The following is a 19,482-nucleotide window of genomic DNA, read 5'->3' on the forward strand; positions in this document are numbered from 1 at the left end:
AGCCGTCACTCCGGCAACCCCGCGAACCGCATCTGCTTGATCCAGCGGTCGAGGCTTCCGGGTGCGGTCCAAATCTTGTCCCACTCCCTGCGTTCTTTACTGATGGATTCACTGGGAGTGTTTTTGAGGAAAACCGTAAGCGCTTCCTTTGCCTCTCGTTTGTTTCCTAGACAAGCCTGGATCCCCGCAAGCATGCGCTGTGCGCCGCTCGGGATTCTGGACATTTTCCGCATCGCCGCCAGCGCTGCCCGACAATCATTCTTTTCCCAAAGCGCCCAGCCCATCTGCCAGTGGAACCAGTCAGGGTGGAAGGGATCGATGCCCTTGGCCTGCTCGATCCGATCGATCGCTTCGTCGGCGCGGCCAACATACAACAGCACGTTCGTACTCATGACGAGGATATGCGAGTCGCTGGGGTTCAAGGCGATCGCCTGATCGTACTGGGCAAGGGCCTGCTCGACCTCTCCTGCTTCGGTTTGGATGCTGGCGAGGACCTCATGCGCTCCAGCGTCATTAGGAGCGAGCAGGATGGCCTTGTCGGCGTTTTCGGCAGCGAGTTTCAACGCCTCGTCCCGGTTGTGTTCCTGCGCGTGCCACCCGAATACCGCGTCATTGCGATAGGACCAGGCCAGCCCGATATAGCCGAACTGGGAGTTCGGATCCGCTCCGATCGCCTTGAGGCTGAACTGCCTTAACTGACCGTTCCCCTCGGCTGAGATATCCTCTCCGATCTTGGCCCTCCCCATCAGGTAGTAGCGGAGCGCGCTGACCTGCGCGGCGCCGCTCCTTGGCAGCGGGCGCTCGATGCTCTGCCCGACCCGATCCGCAAGGGTTCGGATGATCTCCTCCTGGACGACGAAAAGATCGCCAATCTCCCGGTTGTAGGTGTTGGCCCACACATGCGATCCATCATGCGCATTCAGCAACTGCGCGGTCACTTTCAGCCGGTCTCCAATCTTCTGCTGGCTGCCTTCGAGCAGGTAGTCGACGCCGAGTTCATCTCCGATCTGTCTAATGTCAACCGCCCGGCCGCGGTACTTGAAGCTCGAGTTCCGGGCGATGACGGCATAGGTCTTGCTCCGCGCAAGCTCGGTGATGATCCCCTCGGCAACGGCATCACTGAGATATCCCTTGTCCCCGCCAGCACTGAAGTCGTCGAAGGCAAGGATTGCAATCCTCGGCATGTCGCTCGAACGAACTGGGGCGGCTCGCCATGTTTCCGCGCCGTAGTATGCGCCGATCGCTGCCGCGACGAGCACGATCGCAGCAAGAATGAGCCCGCGTTGCGAAAACCGTGTCTTGGCTCGTTCCACGCCGGCCGCGGCGTTTGCGTCCGCCGCCTCGGATGGATCGGCATTCAGTCGGTAGCCTCTCTTGGGCAAGGTTTCCACGATCGCATGCGCGTCGTCCCCCAATGCGCGGCGAATATCGGCAATGCATTGGGTCAGGCTGTCATCGGTCACGAAGGTATCGGGCCAGACCGCGCGCATCAGCGCGTCCTTGGACACGATCTCGCCCGGTCGCGCCGCGAGCACGCAGAGCACCTCGGTGGACTGGCTGCGAAGGTCGACCGCTTTACCTTCGGCGGTTCGGAGTTGTTTGCTTTTCGTCAGCGAGAAAAATCCGCCGAATGTGATCGTTTCAGCAGGTTTCGGGTCAATTTCAGGAGCCTTTCGGGACATTTCACCCTCTTGGCGCGCTTCCTAGCTTATCCCTTTCGGCCTTCGCTTCCAAGTGATCCCACCAGTGCCGGATTGGACGGGAGGAGGACATGAAACGCGCCAAGCTCATCATCGCTCTCGCTCTTCTCGTGACAGCGCCAACGGCTGCGAAAGCGGATTCCCGCATCGCGAAACTCTGCGGCTCTGACCATGTCATCGAGGCGGCCTCCGACGACGTCCGTCCCAACCCCGGCGGTTACTATGCCGCCAGCCTTAGGTCGATGGACGACTGCATGTTCACCGCCTTCGCTGTTACAATTCTTCTGACCGACCAGGGGGAGCTAATCAGGATCCCCAAAGTGAAACCCATGACTTCCATGGCCGAGTGCAGAGCTTGGACCCATCAACAGGAGTTCATGCGCGTACTCCCCGGCTATCTCGCCAGCTTCCATTACTGCGACTACGCATCGGAGGCATCAAAACCGTGACCTTGCAGGTTCCTGGCTGTTCACGCTTGGACCGAAGGATGACACGAACGCGACCAAGGTCGTCGAGATCGGACCCCGTCCCGCCGGTCAGGGCGAGCGCGTATTTGCTGCGCGTAAATCGGGTCGGTGCGCCAAGTGCCAAGACGCCCCTAGCTCGCGGTTGCTGCCTGAACCTTTTTGGGCGCGGCCCGCTGCCGGCGCATACGGCGTTTGGTGACGAACTTGAGGGCAACCGGCGGCTCGTTTGACAGCGCGCCGACCACGGCGTCGACCATGCCATGGGCGACGAAATCCGCGTTCATGTCCTGGGCCAGCCTGGCGGTCGCCTCCTTGTCGTCATTGCCGGTTTCCGACCAGAACACGATGCCCACCCGCAGCGCCGCCTTCGCACGCTTCAGCCGGCGAACCAGGAAACGCGCGTGCTTGACGGAATCCCGGTTCAGGAAGCTGATCACGACGGTGTCGATGGCATCGAGCTCGAGGCGGCGGATGCTCGCCGGTTCCATCTCGGCGAAGCCCGCTTTCGATGCTGTCGCGCCCTGCACTTCCAGCACCTGTGCCAGCATCGCGGCCGCGGCATCGTCGAGCTCGCCACGCCCACCGGCACAAAGCACCGACATGTCAGTGCCATCGGGCAGGTCGGCCTCGTCCACGCCGGCGCCATCGCCATTATCGCCGGGCTCCCCGGCCTCGGCCGGGTCATCCTCCTCAACCGCTTCCTGTTGCGCCTCATCGTCGAGGTTGGCCACCAGCGTCAGGGCACTGTCCGCCACCTTCCGTCTTTGCAGGTCGCCCATGACGCCGCGCACACGGTCGCGCTCGCCCAGCAGAAGTGCCGGAATCGCCACCTTGTCGTAGAATTCGAACAGATATTTCTCTTCCAGCATCTCCTCGGCGTGGTCGGTGGCTTCCTCCGGATCGCCAGCCAGCAGCCGCTGGTAGAGGCGCGCATGGGGCTCGAGCACGGGCTCGTTGCCGAACAGCACGTCGAGGAACTCGAACTGCGGCACGTGTCTGCCCAGCACCACCAGGCAGACGGTGAGCGGCGTCGACAGGACCAGCCCGAGCGGCCCCCAGAGCCACGTCCAGAAGATGGCCGCCACGATGATCGCCAGCGATGACAGCCCCGTTCGCGAGCCGTAAAGCCAGGGTTCGACGACGTTGCCGGTGACCAGTTCCATCACCACGAACAGGGCGGCCGTCCACAGGACGAGCGACCAGCCGGGTGCCACGGCCAGCGCCAGGAACAGCGGCAGCAGCATGCCGATGGCCGGGCCGATATAGGGAACGAAACGCAGCGCCAGCGCCAGCAGCCCCCACAGCAGTGCATTGGGAATGCCGAGGAACCACAGTCCGAGCGCAATCGGTATGGCGTAGACGATGTTGACGATCAACTGCATGAGCAGATAGCGGCCCACCCGCTTGGCAGCATCCTGCAGCGCCTCGGTGGTGCGGTGAAGGTCGCCATAGCCGACAAGCCGGATGAAGCGGTCGCGCAGATCCTCCCGTTCGAGCAGCATGAAAATAACCACGACGATGATCAGTCCGGCCGATCCGAGCGGGCTGATCAGCGGACCGACGATGCTCTGCAGGACTTCGAGCGGCTTTTGGCGCGCGACGATCTCGACGGGCACCGGCTCGCGCGCCGGCTTGTCGGGAGTGGCCGCCGGCGGCGAAGCGTCCTGCCTGTCTATCTCCTGTCCGACACGCTCGACCACGTCGCTCAACCTGGCAATGATGCCTCCCCCGACGCCGGTTTCCTTGAGTGAACGGATCTTGGTCAGGATGTTGATCTGGTAGGTCGGGATGTTCTGTGCCAGTTCGCTGACCTGCGAGGCGACAATGAAGCTGAACAGGGCGAGTGCCGCGAAAGCGCTGAGAACGCTGACGATGACAGCCGCGATCCTGGGGATGCCGACGCGTTTCAGCGCCGCGACCAGCGGCGCGAGCGCGAAAGTCAGCAACAGCGCGATGGCGATCGGCAGGAAAACCTCGCGCCCGAAATACAGTGCCGCCACCGTCGTGACGGTGGTCGCCACATTGGGCAATGAGGTTCGCGGGTGGGGCGCGGCGGCCGAAAGAATGTCCTCCAACCCATGCGCTGGAGACGCCATGCCGTTTCGACGATTGGTCGCCACTTGGTCTCTCCCCTGCCAACGGTCATGATCGGGCATATTGAGCCGGCGTGCAACTTTCGCCGGTGACGAACTGCTCGTCACCGGCTGCAGGTCGATGATCGGGATGGCGCGAGATGGCCGCGCGACGAAGCAATGGCGCCGGGAAATCTCCGGCCAGCGCTATCCCGGCCGCGCCTTGGCGATGGTAGACGTTGGGCCAGAAAGAGAAATTCATGTCCCTCGGTAAATCAACGGCACCGAGACCTGTATTCCCCAAGTCTCATCGCAGCGTCCCTTGTCGCAGGGAGGCTTCTGTGTACTTCTCGAAAAAATCCTGGAGAAGACCCTATATGAGACTTGCGGTGTTAGTCGCGTTGGCCACGGCAGCAACTGGATGTGTGAGCTCTCCTGTCGAATATGGAGCGTCGCTTTCAACGCAAGACCCGAAGTGGGTATCGCCGGAATGTCAACAGGCCCGTGTCGACGCTTCGAACTATGATGCGCGCGAAAAGGAGCATCCCGGTTGGGGGACTGGTGTGTTCCTTGGCCCCTACGGACTGGGGCTCGCAGCAGCCATCAAGGAGCACGAGCAAAAGGAGCGAAAGATCTTCGCCCGCGAAATCCATTTGCAGTGCTCAAGTTTGCCGCTGCCGAAGGAACTCGAGGGCGAGCCGAGCCCCCCGGCCACGACAAAGTATCCATAAGCCAAAAGTTGGGCGACAATCCTCACGCTACAGTGATTGGCGGCGATGCAACCTCACGCCGTCAGAAGCGTTTACGACTGCAACGCAGTCGAGGTTCCAATGCAAACCGCATGGTTCTCCAAACCCGTGGTGGTTTCGGTCGGCGTCACCGGGTCCACCCGCAACCTGTCCAACACCGAGCAGGCCATCGAATTGCTCACGACACATTGGCGCGATGCCGGCAGCCTGAAACATCAGTCCGCGCTACGCGCCTGCCGCCGGGCAACGAGCGGCGAGGTGTCCCCCGATATCGCCAGGGAGGCGTTTGTCGAGGCCGCACGCGAGGCGCATATCCTGGTCGAGTAAGCCGGGTCGGGTAAGCTGGTTGCATTCACGGACAATAGCGGCCGTTCACAATTTCGTGATCGAAGGAACCGTTTGAAACGGAAGGCGTTTTTTTTCAGACGTCTTTTTGTCAGGCAACCTTAGGAGGCGTTTATGCGTAACATGAACCTCGTCACACTCGCCCTGATCATCCTTGGCGGTCTCAACTTCCTGTCCATGGGTGTAACGGGCTATGACGTAATCGGCACTGTCCTCGGGGGCGCCATGCTGGCCCGCCTAGCCTATCTGATCATCGGCCTTGCGGCCATATGGCAGCTCATGCCAGGCTTCCAGAGCTTTACGGTTGGCGAAGTCGATGCCGAAAGGCATCTCCATCATCATCCGTGACCGGTAAGATGCGGGGCGGCGGAAAACCCGCCGCCTCACATCCCGTAAAGGCCAATCAGGCCGCCGGCATCAACATTCCCCCAGGAGGCTTTAGACTGTTCGCGCGCCATGCCTGGCCAGCGCGTGATCGATCAGCACGTCGATGGTGTGGCTGTAGCCTATGCCTGATGCCGCCAGCGCCTTGGCATACATCGAGATGTCGGTGAAGCCGGGAATGGTGTTGACCTCGTTGACGAGCAGCGAACCGTCGGCGCGCAGGAAGAAATCGACGCGCGCCATGGCTTCGCAGCCGAGCGCCTGGAAGGCGCGCCGTGCCATGTCGCGTGCCATGTCGGCAACCGCGGCCGGGACATCGGCGGGCACCTTGACCACCGCGCCGTCGGCATCGAGATATTTGGCCTCATAGGTGTAGAAGCCGTGCTTACCGGCCGGAATGATCTCGCCGGGCAGCGACACCGTCAGCGTGCCGTCGGCCCGCTGCAGGACCGAGCACTCGATCTCACGTCCCTCGACAAATTCTTCCACCAAAACCTTGTTATCATGGTGGAAAGCCGCCTCGACGGCGTCGGCGAAACTGGCGCCGTCGCCAGCCTTGCTCACCCCGAAGGACGAGCCCTGGCGCGCCGGCTTGACGAAGACCGGCAGACCCAGCCTTGCCCTAACGTCGTCGAAGGACACAGGCTCGCCACCCAGCAAGGTGGCGGAGCGGGCGACGGCAAGGCCGGCTTCGCGCATCAGCCGCTTGGCGACATCCTTGTCCATTGCGGCGGCCGAGGCGAGGATGCCACAACCGACATAGGCGACATCGGCGACTTCCGCATAGCCCTGCACCGAACCGTCCTCGCCGAACGGCCCGTGCAGCACGGGAAAGACGACATCGACGGGGTCGGGCTGCGTTCCATCCCGCGACACGGCGACCAGCCTGCCCTTGCCGCCGGGCAGCAGCGCGACCTCCGCGCCGTCCTCGGACACCGGAGCGCCTGCCGCATCGCCGACGGACGAAGCTTGCAGCAGCCATCTGCCGTCCCTGGAAATGGCGATCGGCACGATCTCGTAGCGCGTCCGGTCGATTGCCTTCAGCACATTGGCGGCCGAAAGGCGCGACACGTCATGTTCGGCCGAACGCCCGCCATAGAGGATGGCCACCCTTGTCTTGCCCGTCATCGAAATCCCTCAACTGTCAAAAAATCAAATGGCAACCGCAATGCCGCGATTGGCGAAGAAGCGGTCGAAATCGACCGGTGCCAACACTGCGTTCTCCTGTGTGGCGCTGGTATGGCCGGACGGATTGTGAAAGCGGAAACCCTGGTCCGACGCCGCGGTGACCAGCACCAGATGGCCTCCCTTCGCCGGCGGCTCGCGCTCGGGCCAGCGGATCCAGCTGCTGACCGAAGCGATGAAGAACCGCGACCGCGCCAGGATCGCCGGAATGTCCGATGTCGCGACACTGGTTATCACTTCGGCCCGCAGGCCGAAGGTCTCCCGCACGAAGCTGACGAAGGGTGCATAGATCAGCCCCTTGATCGAGCCCTCGTTGACGACATAGCCGCCATAGGCGGTGCAACGCCTGGCGAGCTCGATCGTCGGCACGATCTCGCCGCGCGTCGCCAGGATCATCTTCAGGCACGCCATGCCGCAGATATTGGCTGCCCAGACCGCGTATTCGTCAGAAGTCTCAGCCCCCGAATTTTGCCACAGCGGATCGAGCCGCAGCGCGACGTCAGCACCCTCGGCGAGCACCTCCATGGTCATGTCCGGCGTTTCCCACTGGCTGAAAAACGGCACGGTTTCAGACAGTGGGCTCATGCGCTTCCTCGATCAGATTCGGATTCTCGTAAACGAGATACACGGCGATTGGAAAGCCACCCAGAGACCGTTGCGAAATTCGCCCTGGCGGTGGAGGTTTCGAGAACCGGAGCGGCGCGGACATTTGGGTCTGTGAGCACCGGAAGCGCAGAAAACGCAGTTAGATGGCCGCCGGAGTAGAATTTCCCAATGGTCTCTCAGAAGGTGATCGTCACGGACGCGGCGCTGCGCTTTGCCGGGCCGTGATGCACCGCCTCGATGTTGTTGCCGTCCGGATCGAGCAGGAAGGCGGCGTAATAGCCGGGATGATAGGGCCGCTCGCCCGGCGCGCCATTGTCCGTGCCGCCGGCTGCGAGCCCGGCCTTGTAGAATGCATCGACCATGGCGTGGTCCCTTGCCTGGAAAGCAAGATGATGACGGCCGGTGAGCTTTCCCTGCGCCGCCCGGCTGTCGGCACTGGAGACGAACAGTTCGTCGGCCCAGAAATAGTCGTCGCCGACACCGCCGATCGAAACATCGAGCACCTGCAGGACCGCCTCGTAGAAACGCCGGCTGGCGGCGAGGTCCCTCACCACCAACTGGATATGATCGATAAGCCGGCCGCGATGCAGTTCCATGAATATTCCTCCTTGTGAGCTTGCGAACTTAGGTCCGCACAGGGCGGCGTCAACACAGGTGCCTGCCGACCGCCAGGTCCCACCACACGTCCGGCCATGGAGCCCTCGGTCGATCCTTCAAACGGAAAAGCCCGCCGGGAGGGGGATCCGACGGGCCTTTGGAAAGCTGGTACCGTGCTTTCAGATGTCTGACGGGGGGTCAGACACGGTGACAACTTTTGTGTGCCTCAGAGGTTCCACTCAAACAAAAAGATTGCCAACGGGTCGTCGAATTCACGCAAATTCAAGCGGTGGAGGCGAATTCTTTTCGCAAAACCCCTCTCCGCCGGAACTTTCCCCGCCAAGGCAAGTTTTGAGGCGCGGCTGGGAGGAATCAAATTGGACAGTTTTCAGAGGCTTGAGGCGCTGGTCGACAGCGCCGGCGTCGACGATGTCGAAGAAGCAAACGCCTTGCTGCATCGCTTCAAGGGCAGATCGCAGAAGATCGCGACGGCTATCGACGAATTCATGCTGGATTTCATGACACTGGTCTTCGTCGTCGAAACCGGCGAGGAAGAGTTCGAAAAGCCAATCCGCAAGCTGGCTCGCAGCCGGCTTTCGAAGCTCAATCACATGGTGAACGTGGCGGCATAGGTGCGCCCGGCGCGGGCTTCACCCCTTCAGGATGGCCGCCAGCCGCGGTATGCCCTCGCTCACCGCGCGCCGGTCGGCGAGCGTGAAGGAGAGCCGCAGCGTATTGCGCCCGGTTGCGTCGGCAAAGAACGCGCTGCCGGGCACGAAGGCGACGCGCGCCTCCTTCACCGCTCGCGCCAGAAGTGCCGTGGCGTCGGCGCCCTCTGGCAGCGTAGCCCAGACGAACATGCCGCCTTCCGGGCGGCTCCAGCTCACGCCTTCAGGCATGTTGGCTTCAAGTGCTGCGAGCAGGCCGTCGCGGCGCTCGCGGTAGGCGCCGATGAGCTTTTCCACCTGGCCGTCGAATACGGCTTCGGCGACGCGGTGCATCACCACCTGGTTGATCGATGGGCTGTGCAAGTCGGAGGCCTGTTTCATCAGCACCAGCTTCTCGACGATATGGCGCGGCGCGCAGACCCAGCCGACACGCATGCCTGGCGAGAGGATCTTCGAGAACGAGCCGCAATAGAGCGTGCGCGCCTTGTCGATAGAGCCGGAGCGAGCACAGTCGAGCGCCAGGATCGGCGGCACGCCCTCGCCGTCATAGCGCAGCGCGCGATAGGCGGCGTCCTCGATGACGGCGATGTCGAGTTCGCCGGCGAGGTCGAGCACCGCCTCGCGCTGCTGGCGGTTCAAGGTTTGGCCGGTCGGGTTGGCGAAATCCGGCACCAGATAGGCGAACTTGACCTTGCCGCCATTCGCGGCGGCGGCCGCGTGATAGGCCGCCGGCGTCATGTTGCCGCCTTCGACCGTCAGCCGGTCGTAGCGCGGCTCGTAGGCGTTGAACGCCTGCAGCGCGCCGAGATAGGTCGGCCATGTCACCAGTGCGGTATCGCCCGGCGACAGGAACAGTTTGCCGAGATAATCGAGCGCCTGCTGCGAGCCGGAGGTGATGAAGATGTTGGCCTCGTCGCAGGCGACGCCGAGTTTGCCCATCTGCCCGGCCAGCCAGCGCCGCAACGGCAGATAGCCTTCCGAAACCTGGTACTGCAGCGCCGCGCCCGCCTCGCCGCCGCCGAGCACCGAGGCATAGGCGTCGCGGATCGCCTCGGCCGGAAACAGCGCCGGATCGGGAATGCCGCCGGCAAACGAGATGATGTCGGGCTGGTCGAGCAGCTTCAGGAGTTCGCGGATTTCGGACGCCTTCATGCGCGACGAGCGCGAAGCCAGCAGATTCATCAAGGTCAAGGCGCGCCTCCCGCGACAATTTTGATATAGGTCAACCTGGCTGACCTATATCAGCTCTCCCCGGCAATTTGAATAGAGCCTGACAGCCTTCCGCTATACGCCAGTTGCCGCCGGCCCGGAACCACGCCGGGCATCACAAGGTCTTCTTGTAGCCGAGATGGCTGCCGGTGAAGCCGAGATCCTCATAGAAGCGGTGCGCGTCCGCGCGCGACCTGTCGGTGGTGAGCTGGACCAGGCTGCAGCCGCGCGCCCGGCATTCTCCGATCGCCCATTCGATCATCTGCCTGCCGATGCCGCCCGAGCGCCGATGGCTGGCGATGCGGACCGCCTCGATCTGCCCGCGCCAGGCGCCCTTGCGCGAGAGGCCGGCAAGGAAGGTGATCTGCAAGGTGCCGATCACCTCGCCGCCGTCCACGGCCACCGCCAGCAGCTGGTTGGGATCGACGTCGATGGCATTGAAGGCATCGACATAACCGCGCGCCAGCGGCAGCGAGGCGTCCTCACGGCCGGCGCCCAGCGGATCGTCGGCCAGCATGGCGACGATATCAGGCAGGTCGAAAGCTTGCGCTCGGCGGAATTCGATCATGGTTGCAATACTTACCGCAGGCGATTGCGCGCCTGCATCAGGGCGAAGCCCAGCAGGTTCTCGCCGCGCCACAAAAGCGGATTGGCTGCTTTCTCGTCATCGGCGGCAAGCCCAATGCCCCACACCCGGTCCATGGGGCTCGCTTCAACCAGGATCTGCTCACCGGTCGACAGCAAATATTCGCGCAGGGCCGCATTCTGCCGGAATTTCTCAAAGCTCCCCTCGCCCACAATGCGCCGCTTCTCCGCGTCCCATCTGCCTTCGTCGAAGCCGCGCACCTGGCGACCGAGCTGCTTCGCCTGCTTCGGGCTTCCCGCGCGCACGATCTGCGCCGCCGTCTCGTCATCGCCGAACAGCCTCGCCTTCTCGGCCATCATCCAATGTTCAGCTGTCGGATAGCTGCGTCCAGCCACCGTGAACGAGGCATGCCACCACTGGCTGAAGCAGGACGCGCTGATGCGGCCGTCCCTGGACGGCTGATGGCCCCAGAAGAACAGGAACTTGAGCCGGGACTTGGAACGGAAGGCTTCCTCGAGCCGGGAGCGATCGTAAATCATGGCATGAAAGAACAGAGCCAGAGGCCGGCTTGTCAATACCGATCGCATCGGTGCGAATTGCACGCCGTTGGACAACGGCCAGGGCTGGCGCCGCCCCTCATCTGCCTGCCGGCATCTTCTCCCCGTATAGTGACGGGGAGAAGGACGCCGTCACCAATGATTTCGCCAATCGCCAGCGTTGCAGAAAAAGCGCCGGCGTTGAAGCTGCCCCTTTCTCCCCGTCACTATACGGGGAGAAATGTCCGGCAGGACAATGAGGGGCAGGGCCAGCGTTTGAGGTTCAGCGACCAGGCTCCACGAACCCGGCAGGCAAATCAATCCGCATCCCCAGCCTTAGCCTTGCCGCACTGCGCCAGCACCTTGCCGATTGCCGCGCTCGAGCCCTTCAGCGGGAAACTGGTCTGGCCGTATTTTGCCGCGCTCACCAGCACATCGCCTTTCCCACGCAGCAGATCCAGCAGCGGGTCGGCTTTGGCCAGGTTCACCACGAAGTAGTTGTACATGGCTTCGAGCTGCAGCGTCTTCGTCACCGTCTTGCCGTCGGCCTTGAAGTCGAACGCGCCGCTGATGCCCGGCTCCAGTTGCTGGCCGGTGGCGCCGAGGTCGTAGCTCAGCACCGGCGTGTCGAAACAGGCCAGCATCAGATGCGCACCGCCTTTCGGCCCGCCGCAGACCGAGGCGGTCAGCACGCTGCCGCCCTCGTCCTCCTCCATCTCAGCGCTCCAGCCGCCGCAGGACGCGGCCAACGCCGGCTGTACGGCCTGCAACACCGCCACCATACCCGCGACGATCAGATATCTCATGACTTCCCCCTCAGGCATTTGCGGCCTCACCCATCGGCATTCTATAGGAAAAGCGGTTCCGTGGCATAGCCCGTCGCGGCGTGCCATCCTGATTGTGCGGAGAGCGGTGTTGAGAGCCTGTGTTCGTCTGTGCCTGTCGCTGGCCGCCCTGTTGGGCTTGCCGCTCGCCGCCCATGCCGACTGGAAGCCGGTCGAGAAGGTCGAAACCTACGCTATATCAGGCCAGTCCGGGCCGGAGCTCTACCGCTCGATCGGCGACAACGGACCGAAGGTCGGCATTGCCCGCGCCATCGCCCACACCAATTTCAAGCTGACCTGGACCAGGGACTATCAGGCGCGAGCGGGAGCCTGCGTGCTGGTCTCGGCACGGCCGAAGCTCATCATCACCTACACCTTGCCCAGCCCCTCCTCGCCACTGCCGCCAGCAATCCAGAAGAATTGGGAGGTTTTCATTGCCGGCGTCAGCGCCCATGAGAAGGTCCACGGCGCAACCATTGTCGACATGGTGCGCAAGATCGAAGCGGCGACCGTCGGCCTCAGCGTCGCCGACGACCCCAAATGCAGCAAGATCCGCGCCGAGATGACGAAGCGCCTGTCCGGACTGTCTCAGGCACAGCGGCAGGCGAGCCGCGATTTCGACCGCATCGAACTCGGCCAGGGCGGCAATCTGCAAAAACTCATCCTTGCCCTGGTCAATGGCGGCTGACGCTAGCCTCGAGCCTCCGAAACCAGACCGTCGAGAAGCGCAGCACCTTCCGGCCAGTCGCCCAGGCCACTCTGCGCATTGATGTGGCCGAACGGGCCGATGACGGCCATGCCGCTGCCCCACTGCTTCGCCCTCGCCTCGGCATAGTCCGGCGTGCCATAGGGATCGTTGGTGCTGGTCACCACAAGCGAGGCAAAGCGCAGCCGGCCCTCGGGAATTTTGGCAAAGGCCATGCCGTAGGCCGGGAACACGGCCGCCGTCGGATCGGGAACACCGACCAGCAAGGCCGCCTGGACCGGGCGCCGCGAGATCTTCTGCCAATGCGCGATCAGCAGGCAGGACAGGCTGTGCGCGACCAGCACCGGCGGCTCCGGCGCCTCGATCACGGCAGCCTCGAGCGCCGCCAGCCAGTCGGTGAAATCCGGCAGGTCCCAGCTCGAGGGCTGGAACCGCCGCATCGCCGGATTGGCGCTTTCCCAGCGCGATTGCCAGTGGGCTGGACCCGAACCGCCGCTGCCGGGCAGGATGATGAAATGCGTCATGTCGCCTTGCTCCTATCTCTTGAAGGAGCATGGTGGTGTCTTGCCAGGGCCCCGGGAATGGGAAATCATCGGAAGACTCTCTGTATTTCCGATGGATTCAAGGTGGCCATGAAAAACAACGAAGAGCGCGCGCCACTCGACCCGACCGACATCGCCATTGTCGAAGCCATGCAGGAAAACGGCCGCATCGGCATGTCCGAGCTTGGCCGCCGGGTCGGCCTGTCGCAGCCGGCGACCTCCGAGCGGGTGAAACGGTTGGAGGAGCGCGGCGTCATTGCCGGCTACACCGCGGTGATCGATCCCGCCGCACTTGGCCTCGGCATGATGGCGATCATCCGGGTGCGCACCACGCATGAGCACATCCGGCCCTGCCTCAAGCAGTTCGCCGAAATGCCGCAGATCACCGAGGTGCACCGGCTGACCGGCGAAGATTGCTTCATCCTGAAAGTGGTCGTCCCCTCGCCGGCGCAGCTTGAAACCATCGTCGACGCGGTGGCCCGCCACGGCGCGGTCACCACGGCGCTGGTGCTGCGCAGCGAGGCGCCGAAGCGGATAGGCCGCGACCTGATCCGGAGATCAGGCGGCTAGAGCACTGTGGGCTCGCCGCACCGAGGTCCTGAGCTGCCCTAGCGGCTGAGATCGAGCGCCGCGCTCAAATCGCCCATCGGCGGCTGGTCGTTGTTGCGCAGCGCCTTGTCGCGGGCGACGATGCCGGGCAGCACCGGCAAATCGTAACGCGCGGTGATGAAGCGCAGGATCGACGTCGTGTCGTATTGGGTGTGGTCGACAGTACCCATCTTCGCATAGGGCGAGATGATGAAGGCGGGGATGCGGTTGCCCGGCCCCCAACGGTCGGCCTTCGGCGGCGCGACATGGTCCCAGAAACCGCCATTCTCGTCATAGGTGACGACCACCAGCATGTGGCTCCATTGCGGGCTTTTCTCCAGGTGCGAGACGACGTCGGCGAGATGCTGGTCGCCGCTCGCCACATCGGCGTAGCCGCCATGCTCGTTGAGGTTGCCTTGCGGCTTGTAGAAACTCACCGCCGGCAGCTTACCGTCATCGATCGCCTTGATGAATTCGGTCCCGTCGAGGCCGCCATCCCTGAGATGTTCGGCCCGCGCGGCCGTGCCGGGCGCGTATGCCGCGAAATAGTTGAATGGCTGGTGGTGGAACTGGAAGTTCGGCACAGGCGTCGCGTTCTTGCCGTCGAGCGTTGCCTGCCAGGCGCCGGAATACCAGGCCCAGCTGACGCCCTTCAGCGACAACAGATCGCCGATGGTGATGTCGTGCTGCGGCGGCAGCGTGGTCGGCTGCGCCGGATCGGCAAGTGCCTTGTCGCCGCCTTCGGCCGGTTTGTTCGCGCTCGGCTGATAGGGCGGCTGCATTGTGTTGACGGCGTGGAAGTCTGGCGTGATGGCGCCGTCATTGACGAATTTCGGCGCCCCGCCGAGGGCAGAGGCCGGCGAGTTGTCGGCAACCTTCAGCGTCGTGCCATCGGCTTCGACCACGGCGATTTGCCCCTTCACCGGACTGGTGTCGGCATTTGGATAGACCGGAACGCAGGCGCAGGCGAGCATGATATGGTTGAGGAAGGAGCCACCGAAGGCGCCCTGGAAGAAATTGTCGGCCAAAACGTATTTCTTCGCCACCGCCCACATCGGCAGCACCGAGCCGTCATAATGACCCATCACCAGGCCGCCGGAATCGGCCCAGGCGACGAACTTGTCGTTCTTCCCGCCGTCGATCTGCATCTGCTCCTGATAGAAGCGGTGCCAGAGGTCGCGGGTGATGACGGAGGTCTTTTCGTTGAAGCCGCTGGCGTCGTCGATGGCGAAGCTGGCATTGCTGAGATGGGCCGTCTGCGCCTCGGTCACCGGCGGCGTCACGCCCTTGGCGGTCAGACCACCCCAAGCCGGCGGCAGTTCGCTCAGCGGCTTGCCGTCGCGGTCGAGCTGGCGCACCTGGCCGGCCGAAAGGTTGGCCAGGCCGTTGGCGCCGGGGAAGCCGCCATAGAGATTATCGAAGCTGCGGTTTTCGGCATAGATGACGACGACGGTGTCGATCTTGTCGAAGCCGGGAGGGGCTGCGTTGGCTGTAGCCGGAATCGAGGCCAGCGCCGTGCCGGCCAGGCAAAGCGAGGTGAAAAGCGTGAACCGCGTCATGGGAGGTCCTCATGGCTAGGGTGATGGCTAGAGGGCAGTGCATGGCTGGGGGCGACGAGCCATGGCTTCGGACGCTAGGTCGATGCTTTGTCACCTTTGTGACATTTATCGCCCATCCGAACACGGTTGCGTGAGCGGGTGGACCGGTCATCAATCCGTTGCAGTGCGGACCTAATTGCGGAACAAATCGGACTGAACCTTATGACCGCAAGACGATGGAAAGGCTTGATGATCGCGACCGCCGCGGCATCGATGTTTGGCCTCGCCACCATCCTGCCCGGCAACGCCGTCAGCGCCGGTAGCGGCAGTGTCCATCCCGGACCGATGTCGCGCGCGGATGCCTTCGCGCGGGCGCAGGCGCTGACAGCGCTTGGCCGAAAGATGTTCTTCGACCCGTCGCTGTCGGCTTCAGGCAAACAATCCTGCTCGTCCTGCCATGATCCGCACCATGCCTTCGGTCCGGCCTCGGCGGCACCGGTCGAGATGGGCGGTCCGAAGCTGGACCAGCCCGGACTGCGCGCCGTGCCGTCACTTCGCTACCTTCAGGCGGTGCCAGCCTTCACGGAGCATTTCTACGATTCCGAGGATGAAGGCGACGAAAGCGTCGACAACGGCCCAACCGGCGGCCTGACCTGGGACGGCCGCGCCGACCGCGGCCGCGACCAGGCCAAGATCCCGCTGCTGTCGCCATTCGAGATGGCCAACAAGGATGCCGCTGCCGTCACCGCCGGATTGCGCAAGACCGCCTATGCCGATGAATTCAAGGCCGCCTTCGGCGACACCGTTTTCGACCACCCGGACGACGCCTTCGACGCCGCCGCCGAGGCGCTCGGCACTTTCGAGCAGAGCGCCGCCGATTTCTATCCCTATTCCAGCCGCTACGACGCCTTCCTCGCCGGCAAGGCGACGCTGTCGGCGCAGGAATTGCGCGGGCGCGCGCTGTTCGAGGACGAAACCAAGGGCAATTGCGCCAGTTGCCACCTGAGCGAACCCGCCAATGACGGCGAGCCGCCGCAATTCACCGATTTCGGCCTGATCGCCGTCGCCGTGCCGCGCAACCCGGCCATCCCGGCCAATGCCGACCCCGCCTATTTCGATCTCGGCCTGTGCGGGCCGCTCAGGACCGACTTCCATGGCCGGGCTGAGTATTGCGGCCTGTTTCGCACGCCGACGCTGCGCAACGTCGCGCTGCGCAAAAGCTTCTTCCACAACGGCTACTTCCACACGCTGCGCGACGCGGTTGCCTTCTATGCCAGCCGCGACAGCGATCCCGGCCATTGGTATCCCAAGAACGCCGACGGCACGATCCGGCAAAATGACGATTTGCCAAAGGCTTACTGGGCCAACCTCAACCATGACCCGCCCTTCGGCAAGAAGCCCGGCGACAAACCGGCACTGACCGACCCCGAAATCGACGACATCGTCGCCTTCCTGCAAACGCTGACCGATGCCGATCAGCAGGCCGGGGCGGTACCGGCGAACTGATTGCCTGGACCTTGCGCATGCCCAATCCCGCTTTCTCGCACCCGCAAAACAGGTTTATGGATCTTGCCGGATTTGGTGTGTGGCGGCGCTGGGGCCGCAAGGAAGGGCATTGGTTATTGGCGCTTACTCATTAGCGCTTCCTAAACTGCTCTGGGGTATCCCTTACCAATTGATGGTGGGACGCCGATGAACGCATTCTGGCGAGCAGTCGGATTTGTTGTGATCCTTGTGACCGGCGCAGCGATGCTGGCGGCCTTGCATATCGACGCCCAGCGGAACTTCGCGCTTGCCAAGGAACGCTACATCGAGAACTCCCAGGCGGCAGCCAGGACAACCGCCAAGACGGTCGAAGACGCCTTGCGGGCCGTCTACGAGAATGTGCGAACGCTGAGCTACCTGCCAAGCGTCCGAAACCTCGACCGGCATGGCACCAACCTCGGCGACGAGGGCCGCGCGACAATCCAGCAGATCTACAACAATCTCGCCAACAACGTCTCCATTTCCGAGGTCTACTTCCTGCCGCTGGATTTCGACCCCGACCGCTTCGATGCCGTGACCGGAAAGCTCGAGGAGCCGATCCTCCAGTTCGACCAGCTGATCGTGAATGCCAGGGCGCGGTCCGACGCTGCAGCCGCAAAGTCCGCAAAGCTTGACGAGAACGCGCTGACCCGGCCCGCCGAAGAAGTCGAGACCTATGAGTACCAGGAACTGGCCAAACAGCTCGCCTGGCTGAAGGCGAACTATCCGAATTCGAGCGCCATTGACGGGCTGAATGTGCCGATCATCGGCACCAAGGAGCTCATCACCTGCGACAACACAGATTTCATCCACACCGGCAATGACGCGGATCGCTCCGGTTTCATCCTTTCGGTCCCGGTCTTCGGCCAGGATGGCAGCCTGCGCGGCTCCGTCTCGGCAATCATGCTCACCTCGGCGCTTAGGAAACTGTTGCCGAGCAGCGACTATGTCATCGTCAATTCAGGCTACGGATTTGAATCCGACCAGCACAAGATGTCGACGGCCCTGGCGGCGGATTCCCGTGCCTTCACGGCGGCCGACCCCAATCTGATCTATTCCGAAGTCATCCCGCTCTCGCTCAACGATCCCAGAAGCGCCTGGCGTCTCTGGGCCGGTTTCCCCAACAGCAGATACGACAGCAACATGGACGCCCTGTCGGTGCGACAATTCGAACTGGCTGGTTATGCGGCGGTCGCGGTGGTCACGCTGCTGGCGCTGGCCTGCTGGTATGCGATCGGACGCACGATGATGATGCAGACCAATGCCGCCGAGACTTTGGAGCGGCGGGTCGAGGAACGCACCGCCGAGATCCAGCACCTTGCCACGCATGACATTCTCACCGGCCTGCCCAACCGGGGCCTCCTGGCCGACACGATGGACGAGGCACTGAGAAGCCTCAGGGACGGCGAGAAGCTGGCCGTCCATTGCGTCGATCTCGACCGTTTCAAACCGGTCAATGACACCCTCGGCCATCCGATCGGCGATGAGGTTCTCGGTGCGGTGGCGAGGCGCCTGAAGCAGCAGGCGGGTGAAACCGCCATGGTCGCGCGAACCGGGGGAGACGAGTTCGTCATCCTCCAGCTCCTGATCGATGGCGACGACGAGGCGGGTGTGCTGGCGAGCCGGGTCATTCATGCCCTGGCCGGCGAATTCTTGATACAGGGCCACAAGATCAACATCGGCAGCAGCATCGGCATCGCTGTCTTCCCGGACGACGGACAAAGTTCGGAAATCCTCATCCGCAATGCCGACCTGGCCTTGTACAAAGCCAAGATGGAAGGCCGTGGGACCTGCAGGTCGTTCGAGCCGGGAATGGACGCAAGACTGCAGGAGCGGCGCCAACTCGAATCCGAACTGGCTCTCGGCGTCACAAACGAGCAGTTCGTCGTGTACTATCAACCGCTGCACGACGCCAAGACCTCGAAACTCACCGGCTTCGAAGCCCTGGTGCGATGGAACCATCCGCGCCTCGGCCTGCTGCCGCCGGCGGAATTCATCCCGATGGCCGAGGAGACGGGCGTCATCGACACGCTTGGCGAGTGGATCATGCAGCGGGCTTGCGCCGACGCCGCCAAATGGCCCCTGCCCGTCAAGGTCGCGGTCAATCTCTCGCCCGCCCAGTTCAAACAGCAGGGGCTGCCGCTTCAGGTTGCCGCGGCGCTCGCGGCTTCGAACCTGCTGCCGTCACGGCTCGAGCTGGAGATCACCGAATCGGTGCTGCTGGCGCACAATGAAAACACCATAAACACGCTGTACAGCCTGCGCGACCTCGGCATCAGCATCGCCATGGACGATTTCGGCACCGGCTATTCCTCGCTGAGCTATCTCAGGTCGTTCCCGTTCAACCGCATCAAGATCGATCGCAGCTTCGTCAGCCTGATGTGCGAGAGCGGCGAAAGCCGGGCAATCGTCAAGGCCGTAGCCGAACTCGGCGCAACGCTTGGCATGACCACGACCGCGGAAGGCGTCGAGACCGAGGACCAGTTCAGGCTGGTCAGGGAGAATGGCTGCACGGATGTCCAGGGCTGGCTCTTTGGCCGTCCAATGCCGGCAGCCGAGCTTCATACGCTTTTCGAACAGCCCGAACTGCAAGATGCCTTGACCGCATAACCAGCACCAACGGGGCAAGTACGTGAGCACGGGAAGCGCAGAAAAC

At 63.2% G+C, this 19,482-nt stretch carries 20 protein-coding genes; 9 read left to right on the forward strand and 11 right to left on the reverse strand.

The window, feature by feature from the left end; translation table 11 throughout:
* Positions 1-5: 5 nt before the first annotated feature.
* Positions 6-1,682, reverse strand: coding sequence for a winged helix-turn-helix domain-containing tetratricopeptide repeat protein (locus AC1D08_RS11075; protein ID WP_457153405.1), 1,677 nt, complete (start codon positions 1,680-1,682; stop codon positions 6-8).
* An 89-nt stretch (positions 1,683-1,771) separates the two neighbouring features.
* Here AC1D08_RS11075 and AC1D08_RS11080 point away from each other — a divergent pair, with 89 nt between their 5' ends.
* On the forward strand, positions 1,772-2,149 hold the full coding sequence (locus AC1D08_RS11080) for a hypothetical protein (RefSeq protein WP_457153406.1): 378 nt from the start codon (positions 1,772-1,774) through the stop codon (positions 2,147-2,149).
* A gap of 149 nt (positions 2,150-2,298) precedes the next feature.
* On the opposite strand, the gene AC1D08_RS11085 is transcribed toward AC1D08_RS11080, so the two are convergent.
* Complete coding sequence (locus AC1D08_RS11085; RefSeq protein ID WP_457153407.1) at positions 2,299-4,287, reverse strand: AI-2E family transporter; 1,989 nt, start codon at positions 4,285-4,287, stop codon at positions 2,299-2,301.
* A 329-nt stretch (positions 4,288-4,616) separates the two neighbouring features.
* On the opposite strand from AC1D08_RS11085, the gene AC1D08_RS11090 reads away from it, so the two are divergent.
* From AC1D08_RS11090 to AC1D08_RS11100, 3 genes are all read left to right on the forward strand, one after another.
* Positions 4,617-4,970 carry a hypothetical protein gene (locus AC1D08_RS11090; protein WP_477423117.1) on the forward strand — a complete coding sequence of 118 codons (354 nt, stop codon included), beginning with the start codon at positions 4,617-4,619 and terminating at the stop codon, positions 4,968-4,970.
* Between the two features lie 99 nt (positions 4,971-5,069).
* Entirely contained in the window at positions 5,070-5,315 is a 246-nt protein-coding gene (locus AC1D08_RS11095; RefSeq protein WP_095091344.1) for a DUF982 domain-containing protein, read from the forward strand.
* A 132-nt stretch (positions 5,316-5,447) separates the two neighbouring features.
* Positions 5,448-5,681: a DUF378 domain-containing protein gene (locus AC1D08_RS11100; RefSeq protein WP_095091343.1), complete on the forward strand. Its 234-nt coding sequence runs from the start codon at positions 5,448-5,450 to the stop codon at positions 5,679-5,681.
* Between the two features lie 90 nt (positions 5,682-5,771).
* On the opposite strand, the gene AC1D08_RS11105 is transcribed toward AC1D08_RS11100, so the two are convergent.
* The 3 genes from AC1D08_RS11105 to AC1D08_RS11115 all read right to left on the reverse strand — a co-directional run bounded on the left by AC1D08_RS11105 (position 5,772) and on the right by AC1D08_RS11115 (position 8,104).
* On the reverse strand, positions 5,772-6,845 hold the full coding sequence (locus tag AC1D08_RS11105; RefSeq protein ID WP_457150698.1) for a D-alanine--D-alanine ligase family protein: 1,074 nt from the start codon (positions 6,843-6,845) through the stop codon (positions 5,772-5,774).
* Positions 6,846-6,869: 24 nt separating this feature from the next.
* Positions 6,870-7,487 (reverse strand): C39 family peptidase, encoded by a 618-nt coding sequence (locus AC1D08_RS11110; protein WP_457150697.1) that lies wholly within the window; start codon positions 7,485-7,487, stop codon positions 6,870-6,872.
* Positions 7,488-7,684: 197 nt separating this feature from the next.
* The gene (locus AC1D08_RS11115; RefSeq protein ID WP_457150696.1) at positions 7,685-8,104 is read right to left on the reverse strand and encodes a VOC family protein; all 420 of its coding nucleotides are present in this window, start codon (positions 8,102-8,104) and stop codon (positions 7,685-7,687) included.
* A gap of 378 nt (positions 8,105-8,482) precedes the next feature.
* Between AC1D08_RS11115 and AC1D08_RS11120 the strand changes: the two genes are divergently transcribed.
* Positions 8,483-8,737 (forward strand): hypothetical protein, encoded by a 255-nt coding sequence (locus tag AC1D08_RS11120; protein ID WP_245331368.1) that lies wholly within the window; start codon positions 8,483-8,485, stop codon positions 8,735-8,737.
* 18 nt (positions 8,738-8,755) lie between these two features.
* On the opposite strand, the gene AC1D08_RS11125 is transcribed toward AC1D08_RS11120, so the two are convergent.
* From AC1D08_RS11125 to AC1D08_RS11140, 4 genes are all read right to left on the reverse strand, one after another.
* The gene (locus tag AC1D08_RS11125) at positions 8,756-9,955 is read right to left on the reverse strand and encodes an aminotransferase-like domain-containing protein (protein ID WP_457150700.1); all 1,200 of its coding nucleotides are present in this window, start codon (positions 9,953-9,955) and stop codon (positions 8,756-8,758) included.
* Between the two features lie 142 nt (positions 9,956-10,097).
* Complete coding sequence (locus AC1D08_RS11130; protein WP_457150695.1) at positions 10,098-10,550, reverse strand: GNAT family N-acetyltransferase; 453 nt, start codon at positions 10,548-10,550, stop codon at positions 10,098-10,100.
* Between the two features lie 11 nt (positions 10,551-10,561).
* Complete coding sequence (locus tag AC1D08_RS11135; RefSeq protein WP_477423120.1) at positions 10,562-11,182, reverse strand: NADAR family protein; 621 nt, start codon at positions 11,180-11,182, stop codon at positions 10,562-10,564.
* Between the two features lie 239 nt (positions 11,183-11,421).
* On the reverse strand, positions 11,422-11,910 hold the full coding sequence (locus AC1D08_RS11140; protein WP_457150693.1) for a hypothetical protein: 489 nt from the start codon (positions 11,908-11,910) through the stop codon (positions 11,422-11,424).
* 109 nt (positions 11,911-12,019) lie between these two features.
* Between AC1D08_RS11140 and AC1D08_RS11145 the strand changes: the two genes are divergently transcribed.
* The gene (locus tag AC1D08_RS11145) at positions 12,020-12,616 is read left to right on the forward strand and encodes a DUF922 domain-containing Zn-dependent protease (protein ID WP_245331366.1); all 597 of its coding nucleotides are present in this window, start codon (positions 12,020-12,022) and stop codon (positions 12,614-12,616) included.
* A gap of 2 nt (positions 12,617-12,618) precedes the next feature.
* Here the strand turns inward: AC1D08_RS11145 and AC1D08_RS11150 are convergent, their stop codons facing one another.
* Positions 12,619-13,158, reverse strand: a complete 540-nt coding sequence (locus AC1D08_RS11150) for an RBBP9/YdeN family alpha/beta hydrolase (RefSeq protein ID WP_457150692.1) — start codon at positions 13,156-13,158, stop codon at positions 12,619-12,621.
* 108 nt (positions 13,159-13,266) lie between these two features.
* On the opposite strand from AC1D08_RS11150, the gene AC1D08_RS11155 reads away from it, so the two are divergent.
* Positions 13,267-13,746, forward strand: coding sequence for an Lrp/AsnC family transcriptional regulator (locus tag AC1D08_RS11155; RefSeq protein ID WP_457150691.1), 480 nt, complete (start codon positions 13,267-13,269; stop codon positions 13,744-13,746).
* A gap of 38 nt (positions 13,747-13,784) precedes the next feature.
* On the opposite strand, the gene AC1D08_RS11160 is transcribed toward AC1D08_RS11155, so the two are convergent.
* Positions 13,785-15,323 carry an acid phosphatase gene (locus AC1D08_RS11160; RefSeq protein ID WP_457150690.1) on the reverse strand — a complete coding sequence of 513 codons (1,539 nt, stop codon included), beginning with the start codon at positions 15,321-15,323 and terminating at the stop codon, positions 13,785-13,787.
* 252 nt (positions 15,324-15,575) lie between these two features.
* Between AC1D08_RS11160 and AC1D08_RS11165 the strand changes: the two genes are divergently transcribed.
* Together AC1D08_RS11165 and AC1D08_RS11170 are read left to right on the forward strand one after the other, a co-directional pair.
* On the forward strand, positions 15,576-16,808 hold the full coding sequence (locus tag AC1D08_RS11165; RefSeq protein ID WP_457150699.1) for a cytochrome-c peroxidase: 1,233 nt from the start codon (positions 15,576-15,578) through the stop codon (positions 16,806-16,808).
* 219 nt (positions 16,809-17,027) lie between these two features.
* Complete coding sequence (locus tag AC1D08_RS11170; protein ID WP_457150689.1) at positions 17,028-19,436, forward strand: putative bifunctional diguanylate cyclase/phosphodiesterase; 2,409 nt, start codon at positions 17,028-17,030, stop codon at positions 19,434-19,436.
* The last annotated feature ends 46 nt before the right edge of the window (positions 19,437-19,482 follow it).

This window comes from Mesorhizobium sp. P2_E6, from assembly GCF_056403835.1.